Source organism: Nonomuraea ferruginea (genome assembly GCF_039540635.1).
Lineage (GTDB): Bacteria > Actinomycetota > Actinomycetes > Streptosporangiales > Streptosporangiaceae > Nonomuraea > Nonomuraea ferruginea.
In genome coordinates this window covers 38452-52966 of the sequence record NZ_BAABFD010000015.1, presented here as the reverse complement: position 1 = coordinate 52966, position 14515 = coordinate 38452, and the positions used below count along the sequence as shown (strand labels likewise).

The following is a 14515-nucleotide window of genomic DNA, read 5'->3' as shown; positions in this document are numbered from 1 at the left end:
CTCCCTTCAGTAATATGTCACATACGCCGGAGGTTGAAAAGGCGGTGAAAGGACCGGCCCATGGGGCCCGTACCATCGATGACGTGAAGCTACCCACGGACCATCACTCCCCCCTCGTACGGCGCCTGTTCTCCTTCTGGGCGCCGACACCCGCGGCCATGCGGGGCTGGGCGCTGGCTTCCGTGGTGGTCAACGCCGGCATCACCGTGAGCGGCGCGGTGGTGCGCGTCACCGGCTCGGGCCTGGGCTGCCCGACCTGGCCGCGCTGCACCCCCGACAGCTTCGTCCCGGTCGCGCACCCCGAGGTCGACCCCCTCAACATGGCCATCGAGTTCGGCAACCGGCTGGTGACGTTCCTGGTGCTGGTGGTGGGCCTGGCCTGCGTCGTCGCGGCGATGCGGCTGTCGCCGCGGCGCGAGTCGCTGGTGCGGCTGGCCTGGCTGCAGCCGGTGGGCATCGCCGCGCAGGCGCTGTGGGGCGGCGTGGTGGTCGGCACCATGCTCAACCCGATCACGGTGAGCATGCACTTCCTGCTGTCGATCGGCCTGACCGCCGCCTGCTGGGCGCTCTACGCGCGCGCCGGCGAGGGTGACGCGCCGGCCCGCCCGGTGGTCCACCGCGACCTCCGGCGGCTCGGGCAGGTCCTGGTGGCGGCGGTGTTCGTGCTGGTGGTCGCGGGCGTGGTGGTGACGGGTACGGGGCCGCACTCGGGTGACGTGGTGGCCTCGCGGTTCGGCTTCGACATCGAGACCGTGGCGCGGCTGCACGCCGACGTCGCCTACCTGGTGGTCGGACTGACGTTCGCGCTGGCGTTCGCGCTGCGCGTGACCGGCGCGCCCCTGCGGGCCCGACGGGCGGCGTGGACGCTGCTGGCGGTGGAGCTGCTGCAGGGCGTGATCGGCTACGTCCAGTACTTCCTGGGCGTGCCCGCCGCCCTGGTGACCCTGCACGTGCTCGGCTCGACCCTGGTGTGGATCTGCGCGCTCCGGGTGGTCACCGCGCTGCGCACGCACGACCCGCTGGACGAGCCCGCCGCCCGGCCCGTCGCCGAGGCCGCCGCCCCCGCCTGACCGGGCCCCGGCCACTCCCCCACCCGGTCGCCCTCCGCGACCCGTGCCTGTCTGTCAGGCTTTGGGGTGAGAAGTCCGCCACTCCCCCACCGCCGCGAGGCGCCTTTCGCGGCATTCGTCCGCCCCTCCCGGAGCTCAGCCGGGCGCGTAACCGGCCGTGCCGGCGGGCGCGGGCGGCACCGGGAACTCGGCGCGGGCGGTGCTCATGCACTCCAGCAGGGCCCGCTGCTCCTCGTGGAAGGTCTGCTCGTCCACCATGCGCCGGGCGGCGCGCTCGTGCAGCAGCCCCAGCTCGGTCGCGGCGAGTTGGTAGTCGCTCATCGCGCGCAGCCCTTTCCTGCCGCCGTACATGCGGGCCCACTGGCGGGCGTGCCTGCGCCGGGGCAGCGCCGAGAGCATGTGGATGTCGTCCCTGGTCACCAGCTTGGTCGGCTCGTACGGCGGCAGGTAGAGCTGGATCAGCGCGACGATGCGGCGCCGGTCGCGGACCACGACGCCGATCAGCACCACGAGCACCACCATCAGCACCAGGTAGGCGACGACCAGCCCGGGGAAGCCGCCGTACGAGACGAGCCCGTTCCAGAGGCCGTGCAGGATCATCGCGCCCGACCAGCCGGCCATGATGGAGAAGGTCCGCTCCGGCCCGTGCCGCTGCGCCGCGAAGGCGACCGCCACCCCGATCATCGAGGTGAACAGCGGATGCGCGAACGGAGACAGGATGCCGCGCAGCACCACGGTGACGGCCAGCCCCACCCCGCCGGCCTCGGAGTTGAGCGCGGCCAGGTAGTAGCTGACGTTCTCGCTCATGGCGAAGCCGAGCCCGACCATGCTGGCGTAGATGATGCCGTCGGTGAGCCCGTCGAGCTCGAACCTGCGGAAGCGCAGCATCCCGAGCAGGACGAGCCCTTTCATCGTCTCCTCGACGACGGGGGCGCCGAAGGTGGCCGCGATGTTGCGGGCGCTGGCCTCCGACAGGTTGACGGTGTCCATGATGTAGTGCAGGTTGAGCGAGTTGACCACGCCCGCGACCAGCACGGCCACGCCCGCCCCCCAGGCGAAGGCGAAGATCAGGTTGCTGCGCGGCTCCGGCTCCATCCGGTCGAGCGCGAGCACGGCGGCCAGCAGCAGCGGCACCGGCGCCAGAGCCAGGGCCAGCGCGATGAAGAACTGCACCGGCTCGCCGTTGAGCACGTCGAAGGAGAACGACACGAGCGTGCAGATGCCGGTGAGGACCAGCCCGATGATCAACGCTGACGACGGGCGGTCCTTGAACACCCAGCGTGGATCATGGGACGGCATACGGTGACTGTAACCGATCAGGAATGTGATGTCCTACCTGCGATTCGGTTACAGGCGGCAAGGGATCAGGACAGCAGCGGGTCGATGGCGACGGCCAGGAACAGCAGCGCCAGGTAGGCGTTCGACCAGTGGAAGAACCGCATCGGCCGCAGGTCGACCCCGGTCTTGCCGGCGTTGAGCCGGGTCAGCAGGGCGTGCACCTCCCACAGGCACAGCGCCCCCAGCACGGCGGCCACCGCCGGGTAGAACAGCGTGGTGCCGGCGACCGGCCACAGGGCCAGCGAGCACAGCACGGTCGCCCAGGTGTAGGCGATCGACTCAAGGATCACCCGGCGCTCGGTGGCGACCACGGGCAGCATCGGGACCTTGGCCGCCGCGTAGTCCTCCTTGTAGCGCATGGCCAGGGTCCAGGTGTGCGGCGGTGTCCAGAAGAACACCACGCCGAAGAGCACCAGCGGCGCCCAGTCGAGCCGCTCGGTGATGCCCGCCCAGCCGATCAGCACCGGCATGCAGCCCGCGATGCCGCCCCACACGATGTTCTGCGCGGTGCGCCGCTTGAGGATCAGCGAGTAGACCAGCACGTAGTAGAGGATCGCGGCGGTCGACAGCGCGGCCGCGAGCCAGTTGGTCGTCAGCCACAGCCCCGCGGTGGACAGCACGCCCAGCACGATGCCGAAGACCAGCGCGGCCCGCGGCGACACCTGGTGCCTGGCCAGCGGCCGGCGCCGGGTGCGGCGCATCTTCTGGTCGATGTCGCGGTCGATGTAGCAGTTGAGCGCGTTGGCGCTGCCCGCCGAGAGCGTGCCGAACACCATGACCGACACCGCCGTCCACAGCGGCGGCAGGCCGCCGGCCGCCAGGAACATCACGGGCAGCGTCGAGATCAGCAGCAGCTCGATGACGCGCGGCTTGGTGAGGGCTACGTAGGCCATGACGACCTCACCGATCGACCGCGGCGCGGGATGCGCCGGGGTGGTCTCCCGGTGGCCGGGGGCGTCGTGCGGCCTGCTCGCCTGCCTGTTCGTCAGCACCGTCAAGGCGCTTCCAGCACGTGCGGAGTCAACGCGTAACCTCGGATTGAAGCGGATTCGTGAGGGCAGCCGGGGCGTCCCTGGGAACAAGCAAACTGTAGTCGCAGGGATGGGCGGTCCGGCCAAGGGGGTGCGTGGGCCTGTTCGCGGACACGCTCGGGTGGATAGGGAATCGATGGCCGTCTCCACTCGGTTAGGGTCCCGTGTGGGCGGGATTTTGCCAACAGGCACCATCAGCAGACGAATAGATTCCGGAGATCGAGCTTGAGCACCGAACTCGTGCCAGCCCTTGAGTGGACCGACCTCGACAAGCAGGCTGTCGACGTGGTCCGAGCGCTGGCGATGGACGCAGTGGAGAAGGCGGGCTCGGGACACCCAGGCACCGCGATGAGTCTGGCTCCCGCCGCATACCTGCTCTTCCAGCGTGCGATGCGGCATGACCCGACCGACCCCAACTGGATCGGCCGCGACCGCTTCGTACTCTCCGCCGGGCACACCAGCCTGACGCTGTACATCCAGCTCTACCTGTCGGGCTACGGGCTCACGCTGGACGACCTGCGGCGGCTGCGCCAGTGGGACAGCCTCACGCCCGGTCACCCGGAGCACGGCCACACCGCCGGCGTGGAGACCACGACGGGTCCGCTGGGCCAGGGCCTGGGCAACGCCGTGGGCATGGCGATGGCGGCCCGCCGCGAGCGCGGCCTGTTCGACCCGGACGCCGAGCCGGGCCGGTCGCCGTTCGACCACCACATCTGGTGCGTCGTCAGCGACGGCGACATCGAGGAGGGCATCAGCCACGAGGCCAGCTCGCTCGCCGGCCACCAGAAGCTGGGCAACCTCATCGTCATCTGGGACGACAACCGCATCTCCATCGAGGACGACACCCTCATCGCCAAGTCCGAGGACGTGGTCAAGCGCTACGAGGCGTACGGCTGGCACACCCTGAGCGTCGACTGGACCCAGTCCGGCGACTACGCCGAGGACGTGCAGGCGCTGCACGAGGCGCTGGAGGCGGCCAAGGCCGAGACCGACCGTCCCTCGTTCGTCCGGCTGCGCACGATCATCGGCTGGCCCTCACCCAACAAGCAGAACACCGGCAAGATCCACGGCTCGGCGCTCGGCGCCGAGGAGGTCGCCGCCACCAAGCAGGTGCTCGGCATGGACCCCGCCAAGACCTTCGACGTGCCCGCCGAGGTGCTCCAGCACGCCCGCGAGGTGGCCGCCCGCGGCCGTCACGAGCACGCCGAGTGGGAGCACGGCTACCGGCGCTGGCGCTCGGCCCACCCGGAGCGGGCCGCGGAGCTCGACCGCATCTCCCACCGCGAGCTGCCCGCCGGCTGGGCGGGCGCGCTGCCGTCGTTCGACGTGGGCGGCTCGATCTCCACCCGCAAGGCCTCCGGCGAGGTGCTGAGCGCGCTCGCGCCGGTGCTGCCCGAGCTGTGGGGCGGCTCGGCCGACCTGGCCGAGTCCAACAACACCACGATGAAGGGCGAGCCGTCCTTCATCCCCGAGGAGTTCCAGACCAAGGAGTTCCCCGGCAACCGCTACGGCCGCACGCTCCACTTCGGCATCCGCGAGCACGCCATGGGCGCCATTCTCAACGGCATCGCGCTGCACGGCGGCACCCGCCCCTACGGCGGCACGTTCCTGGTGTTCTCCGACTACATGCGCCCGTCGGTGCGGCTGGCCGCGCTGATGAAGCTGCCGGTCGTGTACGTGTGGACGCACGACTCCATCGGCCTGGGCGAGGACGGCCCGACCCACCAGCCGATCGAGCACCTGTGGTCGCTGCGCGCCATCCCCGGCCTGGACGTGGTGCGCCCGGCCGACGCCAACGAGACGGCCGCGGCCTGGAAGGCGGTGCTGGAGCACACCGACCGGCCCGCGGCGCTCGCGCTGACCCGGCAGAACCTGCCGGTCCTGGAGGGCACCAGCGCCGACGGCGTGGCCCACGGCGGCTACGTCCTGCGCGAGGCCTCCGACGGCCAGCCCAAGGTCATCCTGATCGCGACGGGCAGCGAGGTGGAGATCGCGATCCACGGCCGCGAGCTGCTGGAGTCGCAGGGCATTCCGGCACGGGTCGTGTCGATGCCGTGTGTCGAGTGGTTCAAGGGGCAGGACTCCGCATACAGGCAGACCGTCCTGCCGTCGTCGATCCGGGCTCGGGTCGCGGTCGAGGCGGGCATCGCCCTCGGCTGGCACGAGTTCGTCGGAGAGTGCGGCGAGGTCGTGAGCCTCGAACACTTCGGCGCCTCCGCGCCGTACAGGACGTTGTACGAGCAGTTCGGGCTGACGGCGGAGCGCGTGGCCGCGGCGGCCAGGGCGTCACTGGCCAAGCTGGGCCAGGACAAGGGCGAGACGACGGGAAACTGAGTGACATGAGCGAGATCCTGAAGAAGCTGTCGGGCCAGGGCGTGGCCATCTGGCTCGACGACATCAGCCGCGAGCGCCTGCGCACGGGCAACCTGGAGCAGCTGATCCGCGAGAAGAACGTCGTCGGGGTGACGTCCAACCCGACGATCTTCGCCAGCGCGCTGAGCAAGGGCGACGCGTACGACACGCAGATGCACGACCTGGCGGTGCGCGGCGTCGACATCGGCGAGGCGGTGCGCGCCATCACCACCTACGACATCCGGTGGGCCGCCGACGTGCTGCGCCCGGTGTACGACTCCACCTCGGGCGTCGACGGCCGGGTGTCGCTGGAGGTCGACCCGCGCCTGGCGCGCGACACCGAGAAGACGGTCGCCGAGGCGAGGGCGCTGTGGTGGCTGGTCGACCGGCCCAACCTGTTCATCAAGATCCCGGCGACCCTCGAAGGCCTGCCGGCGATCACGCAGGCGATCGGCGAGGGCATCAGCGTCAACGTCACGCTGATCTTCTCCCTGGAACGCTACCGCGCCGTGATGGACGCCTGGCTGGCCGGTCTGGAGGCCGCCCAGGCCAAGGGGCTCAACCTAGCGACGATCGAGTCGGTGGCGTCGTTCTTCGTCAGCCGCGTCGACACCGAGATCGACGGCCGGCTCGACAAGCTCGGCAGGCCCGAGCTGAAGGGCAAGGCCGCCGTCGCCAACGCGCGCCTGGCCTACGCCGCGTTCGAGGAGATCATGAACACCGACCGCTGGCAGCGCCTGCGCGCCGCCGGCGCCCGGCCGCAGCGCCCGCTGTGGGCCTCGACCGGCGTCAAGAACCCCGACTACGCCGACACCATGTACGTCGACCAGCTGGTGGCGCCCGGCACGGTCAACACCATGCCGGAGAAGACGCTCGACGCGACCGCCGACCACGGCGACGTCGGCGGTGACAGTGTGCGTCCCTTCTACGAGCAGGCCTGGAACACCATGGCCGAGCTCAAGGACGCCGGCATCGACTACGACGACGTGGTGCGGGTGCTGGAGGATGAGGGTGTGCAGAAGTTCGAGGCGTCCTGGAACGAACTGCTCGACAGCGTACGCAAGAACCTGGTCCCCTAGACCGCCGGCGCCGCGGCGAGGAGCCCGGCTCCTCCGCCGCGGCGCACCCGCACAGGAGGTTTGAGATGAGTGACCCGGCAGGGCCCCCGGAGGAGGCGCTCGCGGTCGCGGCCGCCGTCGCCGCCACCTCGACCACGATCGAGGTGGCGGCCGCCAACCCGCTGCGCGACCCGCGTGACAAGCGGCTGCCGCGGGTGGCGGGCCCGTGTGTGATGGTGCTGTTCGGCGTGACGGGTGACCTGGCCAAACGCAAGCTGCTGCCGGCCATCTACGACCTGGGCAACCGAGGGCTGCTGCCGCCCGGTTTCTCGCTGGTCGGGTTCGCCCGGCGTGATTGGCAGGACCAGGATTTCGCCCAGCTGACGCATGACGCGGTGAAGACGCACGCCCGGACCCCGTTCCGTGAGGAGGTCTGGCGGCAGCTGCGCGAGGGCATCCATTTCGTGCCGGGCGAGTTCTCCGACGACGGCGCGTTCGACGCGCTGGCGATGGCGCTGCGGGAGATCGACGAGCTGCGCGGCACGGGCGGCAACTACGCGTTCTACCTCTCGGTTCCGCCGAAGTTCTTCCCCGTGGTGGTGGAGCAGCTCAAGCGGACGGGGCTGGCGCAGGCGCCCGACGGCTCGTGGCGGCGGGTGGTGATCGAGAAGCCGTTCGGCCACGACCTGAAGTCGGCGCACGAGCTGAACGAGATCACCACGTCGGCCTTCCCGGAGAGCTCGATCTTCCGGATCGACCACTATCTGGGCAAGGAGACCGTCCAGAACATCATGGCGCTGCGGTTCGCCAACAACCTGTACGAACCGATCTGGAACCGCAGCTTCGTCGACCACGTGCAGATCACGATGGCCGAGGACATCGGCATCGGCGGCCGGGCCGGCTACTACGACGGCATCGGCGCGGCCCGCGACGTGATCCAGAACCACCTGCTGCAGCTGCTGGCGCTGGTGGCGATGGAGGATCCGACCTCCTTCGACGCCAAGGCGCTGCGCCGTGAGAAGGAGAAGGTGCTCAGGGCCGTGCGGCTGCCGTCCGACCTGGCGCTCAACACGGCGCGCGGCCAGTACGCCGCGGGCTGGCAGGGCGGCCAGAAGGTGGCCGGCTACCTCCAGGAGGACGGCATCTCGTCCGACTCGATGACCGAGACGTACGCCGCGGTCAAGCTGGAGATCGCCAACCGGCGCTGGGCCGGCGTGCCGTTCTACCTGCGCACCGGCAAGCGGCTGGGCCGCCGGGTGACCGAGGTGGCGGTGGTGTTCCAGCGGGCTCCGCACCTGCCGTTCAGCAAGGACGACACCGAGATATTGGGGCAGAACGCGCTGGTGGTGCGGGTGCAGCCGGACGAGGGCATCACGGTGCGGTTCGGCTCGAAGGTGCCGGGCACCGCGATGGAGGTGCGCGACGTGTCCATGGACTTCGCCTACGGCGAGTCGTTCCTGGAGACGTCGCCCGAGGCGTACGAGCGGCTGCTGCTCGACGTGATGATCGGCGACCCGCCGCTCTTCCCGCACCAGCGCGAGGTGGAGCTGTCGTGGACGATCCTCGACCCGATCGAGGAGTTCTGGGCCACCCAGGGGCAGCCGGAGCCCTACCCCTCCGGGTCGTGGGGGCCGCCGTCGGCCGACGAGATGATGGCCCGCGACGGGCGCGTGTGGAGGAGGCTCTAGTGACAGGCGTTGGACGCGGCACGAGACCGGCGCGGGAGGCGTCGTGACTACCTTCATGCTGGCCGACACGACGGCGGGGAAGATCTCCAGCCAGCTCACGCAGCTGCGCCACCAGATGGGCGCGCCTGCGGTCGGCATGGTGCTGACGCTGGTGGTGGTGTGCGAGGAGCGCGACCAGTACGACTCGGTGCGCGCGGCCACCGAGGCGGCGCGCGAGCACCCGTCCCGCATCATCGTGGTGATCAACAGGGAGACCGAGGAGGCCAACCGGCTCGACGCCGAGCTGCGCATCGGCGAGTCCGCGCCGGGCGAGACGGTGGTGCTGCGGCTGTACGGGGAGCTGACCGACCACGCCGACTCGGTGGTGAGCCCGCTGCTGCTGCCCGACACGCCGGTGGTCGCCTGGTGGCCCGGCCGGGCGCCCGACGTGCCGTCGGAGGACTCGATCGGGACGCTCGCCCAGCGGCGGCTCACCGACGCCAGGTCCGCCCCGGACGGGGTCGCCGCCCTGGTGGCCAGGGCCAAGGGCTACTCGGCCGGCGACACCGACCTGGCGTGGGCGCGGCTGACGCCGTGGCGCAGCCTGCTGGCGGCCGCGTTCGACCAGCCGGTGGGCAAGGTGTACGGCGGGCAGGTGGCGGCCTCCGCCGACAACCCGAGCGCGCCGCTGCTGGCCGCCTGGCTGGCGGAGCGGCTCGACGTGCCGGTCGGCACCGCCGAGTCCGACGGGCCCGGGCTCACCGAGGTGCGGCTCACGCTCGACGACGGCGAGCTGTCGGTGACGCGTGACGACGCCCGGGTGGCCACCCTGTCGCGTCCCGGCCAGCCCGACCGGAACGTGGCCCTGACCCGGCGCCACCTCTCCGAACTGCTCGCCGAGGAGCTGCGCCGGCTCGACTCCGACGAGACCTACGAGCTGGCCGTCAAGCGCCTGGCCCGGACGTACGCACACTAAGGTGATACGGGTGAGCGTTCCCACTGTTGTCGTGCACCGCGACGCCGACGTGCTGGCCAAGGCCGTGGCCGCGCGGATCATCACCCGGCTGGTCGACGCGCAGTCCGCGAAGGGCTCCGCGTCCCTGGTGCTGACCGGCGGCACCATCGGCATCGCCACGCTGGCCGCCATCCGCGACACCCCCGCCAGAGACGCCGTCGACTGGCGGCGTCTCGACATCTGGTGGGGCGACGAGCGGTTCCTGCCCTCGGGCGACCCCGAGCGCAACGAGACGGGCGCCCGGCAGGCGCTGCTCGACCACGTCGACGTCGACCCGTCGCGGGTCCATGTGATGGCCGGGCCCGACTCGGGCCTGTCGGCGGAGGAGTCGGCCGACGCCTACGCCACCGAGCTGGCCAAGGCCGCCCGGCCCGAGGACCACGGGCCGGCGCCCAGCTTCGACGTGATGCTGCTGGGCATGGGCCCCGACGCGCACGTCGCGTCGCTGTTCCCCGGGATGCCGGCGCTCTACGACACCCGCCCCGCGGTGGCGGTGCACGGCGCCCCGAAGCCGCCGCCGACCCGGATCACGCTGACGCTGCCGGTGATCCAGGGCTCGCGCGAGGTGTGGGTGGTGGCGGCCGGCGAGGAGAAGTCCGGCGCCGTCCGCCTGGCCCTGGAGGAGTCGGGCCCGGTGCAGGTCCCGGCGGCGGGCGCGCGTGCCCGCGGCCGCACCCTGTTCCTGCTGGACCGCGCGGCGGCCAGCAAGATCCCGCCCGGCCTGGGCCGCATCGCCTCCCCCTGACCATCTGTCCCTCCGGGCCGCCACCGGCGATCGCCGGGGCGGCCCCTGTCATGTCCGCACCGTCATCGAGATCGCCAGCGGCGCCACCGCCCACGCGGCGAGCACCGCGAACGCCGCCGGGTCCGGCATGATGTCCCGTACCTGCCCTGTCGGCTGGAGGGCCGGATACGTCGGCGGGAGCCCGTTGACCCACCCGGCCGGGGACAGTGCGAGGGCGGCGAACGGCAGCACCAGCACGATCACCACCAGCATCGCCGTCGCCGCCGCGCCGTTGCGCAGGATCGCGCCGAGCGCCAGCCCGAGCAGCGTGGTGGTCACGATCACGAGCGTGCCGCCGCCGATCACCTGCCACGCCCCGGCGGGCAGCGGCGACGGGCGGAAGTCCGCCGCCACCAGCCGCCCGTAGAGGTAGCCGGGAACGGCGATGAGCAGCGATCCGGCGACCGCGACCGTGCCGAGCACCCCTGCGCCGATCACCCACCAGGTCGAGCGGAGCGTGCGGAGCTTGATCCATCCGGCGGCGACGGTGTTCACCGCTCACCTCCCGAGACCCGACACCAGCACCTGCAGTCAGCCTGAGCACGGTGAAGACCCACGTCAGCAGCCTGCTGCTCAAGATCGGCGCGCGCACCCGCGTCCATCTGGTCATCGCCGCCTACGAGGCCGGCCTCGTCTGACGTGCCCGTCCCCCGGCCCGGCGTCGGCGATGAAAGTTTCATCGCTTCGGCCCGTCCGGGTAAGCGCCTTCCGTCTCCCCCGGGCACCGCTGCCGACCTGCGTCATGACGGCCGGCGAGGCGTGGCCGGACCGGCTGTGAGCGGCGTCGGGACCGGGGGTCGCGGTGGGACCGCCTTTCCGTGACCCCGGTGCTGTGCTTGAGTCGGCAGCATTCGGAAAGCGCTTACCGGGAGTTGGACGATGCGCCTCAGAACGCTCCTCGCTTGCGCCGGCCTCGTGGCCGGCACCCTCGCGGCGGTGTCGCCCGCGCACGCCGCCTCCACCCGGTACGAGGCCGAATCCGCACCGGCGGTCTGCACCGGCGCCATTGAGTCCAACTGGGCCGGCTACTCCGGCAGCGGCTTCTGCAACGGCGCCAACGCCGCCGGCGCCCACGCCCAGTTCACCGTGACCGCCGGGGCCGGCGGCGCCGCCACGCTCCGGATCCGCTTCGCCAACGGGACCACGGGCTCCCGGCCCGCCGGGCTGACCGTGAACGGCGCCGCGGCGGGGACCCTGTCCTTCGAGGGCACCGGCGCCTGGTCCACGTGGCAGACCGCGACCGTGACCGTCCCGGTGAACTCCGGCGCCAACACCGTCCGGCTGAACCCGACGACCTCCGCGGGCCTGCCCAACCTGGACTACCTGGACGCCGAGACCGGCGGCGAGCAGCCGGCGAACACCCTCTACGTGGCGACGAACGGCGACGACGCCGGCCCCGGGACCCTGGCCTCGCCGCTGCGCACGATCCAGCGGGCGGTGGACCTGGCGCAGCCCGGTCACACGATCCTCATCCGGGGCGGCACGTACGCGCCGGGCACGAACATCCGGATACTCAAGGACGGCACTCCCGCGCAGCCGATCACCATGACCGCCCACGACGGCGAGCGGGTGATCATCGACGGCGAGAACATGCCGCACACGCCGGGCGCGGTCGGCTCCAGCATCCCGCGCGCCGAGCGCGGCGCCGTCCACATCGAGGGCGACCACTGGCGGCTGGCCGGGCTGGAGATCATCAACGGCCCGTACGGGATCTTCGGCCTGGACGCCAGCGGCAACGTCTTCGACCGCCTGGTCACCAGGGACAACTACGAGTCGGGCCTGCACCTGCAGGGCGCGTCGAGCGGCAACCTGATCGTCGACCTCGACAGCCACGGCAACCGCGACCCGCGCAAGAACGGCGAGAGCGCCGACGGGGTCGCGATCAAGGAGGGGTCCGGCAGCGGCAACGTGATCCGCGGCGCCCGGCTGTGGAACAACTCCGACGACGGCCTGGACTTCTGGATGTTCCTCGGGCAGGTCACCGTGGAGTCGTCCGTGGCCTGGGGCAACGGGTTCAACCGGTGGAACCTGCCTGACTACACCGGCGACGGCAACGGCTTCAAGCTCGGCGGCGGCGACCCGGACCCGGCGGTCGGCCATGCCGTGCGCAACTCCATGGCCTTCGACAACGCGGTGCACGGCTTCACCGACAACGGCAACCCCGGCCGGTTGGTGACCGACCGCAGCACCGCCTGGCGCAACGGCGGCACCGGCTTCGACTACGCCGACTCCGTCTCCGTCCTGACCAGGAACCTGTCGGTGGCGAACCGGACGCAGGCCGCGCCGGGCTCGTCGTCGAGCTCCGGCAACTCCTGGGACCTCGGCGGCACGTGGACGCTCGCGAGCACCGACAGCGGCACGATCACCGGCCCGCGCGCCGCGGACGGCTCGATCCGCTCCTCGTCCTTCCTGCGGCCCGCCAACGGCGCGGACGTCGGCGCCCGCCTCTGACCGACCTCACCAGCCACAGCGAGACCAGCCTGAGAAGACCAGCCTGAGAAGACCAGCCTGAGAAGACCAGCCTGAGAAGAGAGGTAAGACAAGGATGAGACGAGCAGGCGCATGGCGGCTCCCGGCCGCGCTGTCCACGGCGGCCCTGGTGGCCGCGCTGGGTGTGGCCTTACCGGCACTGAACGCCACGGCGGCCGTCGGCAGCGCCACCGGCTACGCGACCGCCAACGGCGGCACCACCGGCGGCGCGGGCGGGCAGACGGTACGGGCCACCACGGGCACCGCCATCCACGCGGCCCTGTGCAACCGGGCCAGCAGCAGCACCCCGATCACCATCGAGGTCGAGGGCACCATCAACCACGGCAACACCACCAAGGTGTCGGGCGGAAGCTGCAACACCGCCGCCGGGGTGATCGAGCTCAAGCAGATCAGCAACGTCACGATCATCGGGGTCGGCAACGGCGCCGTCTTCGACCAGCTCGGCATCCACATCCGCGAGGCCAGCAACATCATCATCCAGAACGTGACCGTACGGAACGTCAAGAAGTCGGGCTCGCCCACCTCCAACGGCGGCGACGCCATCGGGATGGAGAGCGACGTACGCAACGTCTGGGTCGACCACGTCACCCTGGAGGCCTCGGGCGGCGAGTCGGAGGGGTTCGACGGCCTCTTCGACATGAAGGACAACACCCAGTACGTGACGCTGTCGTACAGCATCCTGCGCAACTCCGGCCGCGGCGGGCTCATCGGGTCCAGTGAGAGCGACCGTTCGAACGGCTTCGTCACCTTCCACCACAACCTGTACGAGAACATCGACTCCCGTACGCCCCTGCTGCGCGGCGGCATCGCGCACATCTACAACAACTCGTACGTGAGCATCCACGAGTCCGGCATCAACTCCCGGGCCGGGGGGCGGGCCAAGGTGGAGAACAACTACTTCAGGAACTCCAAGGACGTCCTGGGCACCTTCTACACCAGTGAGGCCGGCTACTGGCAGGTCGCCGGCAACATCTTCGACAACGTGACCTGGTCCAGCCGCAGCGGCGACAACAACCCCGCCGGGCCCAACCCGCAGTCCAACACCAGCGTGAGCGTCCCGTACGGCTACAGCATGGACGGGGCCTCGTGCGTGCCGAACGTCGTCGCCCAGACGGCGGGCGCCAACAAGGGCATGCGGGTGTCGAACGGCAGCTGCACGCCGCAGACACCGGGGCCGACCCCCACGAACAGCCCCACCCCGACGGTCAGCCCGACGCCGACGACCACGCCGACGGGCGGCGGGACCAACCTCAGCATCGGGGCCGGCGCCGACGGCTCCAGCAAGGCCTCCGGGACGAGCTACGGCAACGTGATCGACGGCAACGCGGGCACCCACTGGTCGCCGAGCGGCTCGACCGGTGACATCTCGGTCAAGTGGGGTTCGGCCAAGACGGTGTCCAGGGTCGTCATCCGTGAGGCGTCGGGCTCCTCGATCGGGTCGTGGCAGCTCGTCAACCACGACAATTCCGCCGTGCTGGCATCCGGCAGCGGGGCGGGCGCCATCACCTTCACCCCCACCACGCTGAAGAAGATCACCTTCCGGATCACCGGGTCGTCCGGCACGCCGAGGGTCGCCGAGTTCGAGACCTACGCCGGGTAGCGACCGATTCGCCGCCTGATCGGGGCGGGGCCGCCTTCGGGCGCCCCGCCCTTTCGGCCGGTTCGGGGGACGTGGAAGCCTGCCCGCCGGAAGGGCCGTGGCCGCCCTGG

General features: G+C 71.2%; 11 protein-coding genes. 8 read left to right on the top strand and 3 right to left on the bottom strand.

The features are described from left to right. Positions 1–83 precede the first annotated feature (83 nt). A complete protein-coding gene (locus ABD999_RS26945; RefSeq protein ID WP_271275599.1) occupies positions 84–1070 on the top strand; it encodes a COX15/CtaA family protein in 987 nt (328 codons plus the stop codon). Between the two features lie 135 nt (positions 1071–1205). Here the strand turns inward: ABD999_RS26945 and ABD999_RS26940 are convergent, their stop codons facing one another. Both ABD999_RS26940 and ABD999_RS26935 read right to left on the bottom strand, forming a co-directional pair. After that, positions 1206–2369 carry a PrsW family intramembrane metalloprotease gene (locus ABD999_RS26940; protein WP_148031283.1) on the bottom strand — a complete coding sequence of 388 codons (1164 nt, stop codon included), beginning with the start codon at positions 2367–2369 and terminating at the stop codon, positions 1206–1208. A 65-nt stretch (positions 2370–2434) separates the two neighbouring features. Beyond that, complete coding sequence (locus ABD999_RS26935) at positions 2435–3406, bottom strand: heme o synthase (protein WP_246640638.1); 972 nt, start codon at positions 3404–3406, stop codon at positions 2435–2437. Between the two features lie 336 nt (positions 3407–3742). Here ABD999_RS26935 and tkt point away from each other — a divergent pair, with 336 nt between their 5' ends. The 5 genes from tkt (at position 3743) to pgl (ending at position 10276) form a co-directional block, all read left to right on the top strand. Further along, positions 3743–5773 (top strand): transketolase, encoded by a 2031-nt coding sequence (gene tkt / locus ABD999_RS26930; RefSeq protein WP_261808859.1) that lies wholly within the window; start codon positions 3743–3745, stop codon positions 5771–5773. 5 nt (positions 5774–5778) lie between these two features. Further along, the gene (gene tal / locus ABD999_RS26925; protein ID WP_148031281.1) at positions 5779–6870 is read left to right on the top strand and encodes a transaldolase; all 1092 of its coding nucleotides are present in this window, start codon (positions 5779–5781) and stop codon (positions 6868–6870) included. A gap of 65 nt (positions 6871–6935) precedes the next feature. Then, on the top strand, positions 6936–8537 hold the full coding sequence (gene zwf, locus ABD999_RS26920; RefSeq protein ID WP_271275598.1) for a glucose-6-phosphate dehydrogenase: 1602 nt from the start codon (positions 6936–6938) through the stop codon (positions 8535–8537). A gap of 43 nt (positions 8538–8580) precedes the next feature. Continuing rightward, on the top strand, positions 8581–9492 hold the full coding sequence (locus ABD999_RS26915) for a glucose-6-phosphate dehydrogenase assembly protein OpcA (RefSeq protein WP_378525330.1): 912 nt from the start codon (positions 8581–8583) through the stop codon (positions 9490–9492). A 10-nt stretch (positions 9493–9502) separates the two neighbouring features. Further along, positions 9503–10276, top strand: a complete 774-nt coding sequence (pgl, locus tag ABD999_RS26910) for a 6-phosphogluconolactonase (RefSeq protein WP_271275597.1) — start codon at positions 9503–9505, stop codon at positions 10274–10276. Positions 10277–10324: 48 nt separating this feature from the next. Here pgl and ABD999_RS26905 read toward each other — a convergent pair whose 3' ends face one another. Continuing rightward, a complete protein-coding gene (locus ABD999_RS26905) occupies positions 10325–10810 on the bottom strand; it encodes a hypothetical protein (protein ID WP_271275596.1) in 486 nt (161 codons plus the stop codon). A gap of 384 nt (positions 10811–11194) precedes the next feature. Between ABD999_RS26905 and ABD999_RS26900 the strand changes: the two genes are divergently transcribed. Beyond that, complete coding sequence (locus tag ABD999_RS26900; RefSeq protein WP_271275595.1) at positions 11195–12766, top strand: right-handed parallel beta-helix repeat-containing protein; 1572 nt, start codon at positions 11195–11197, stop codon at positions 12764–12766. Positions 12767–12860: 94 nt separating this feature from the next. Next, entirely contained in the window at positions 12861–14405 is a 1545-nt protein-coding gene (locus ABD999_RS26895) for a pectate lyase family protein (protein WP_271275594.1), read from the top strand. Positions 14406–14515 lie beyond the last annotated feature (110 nt).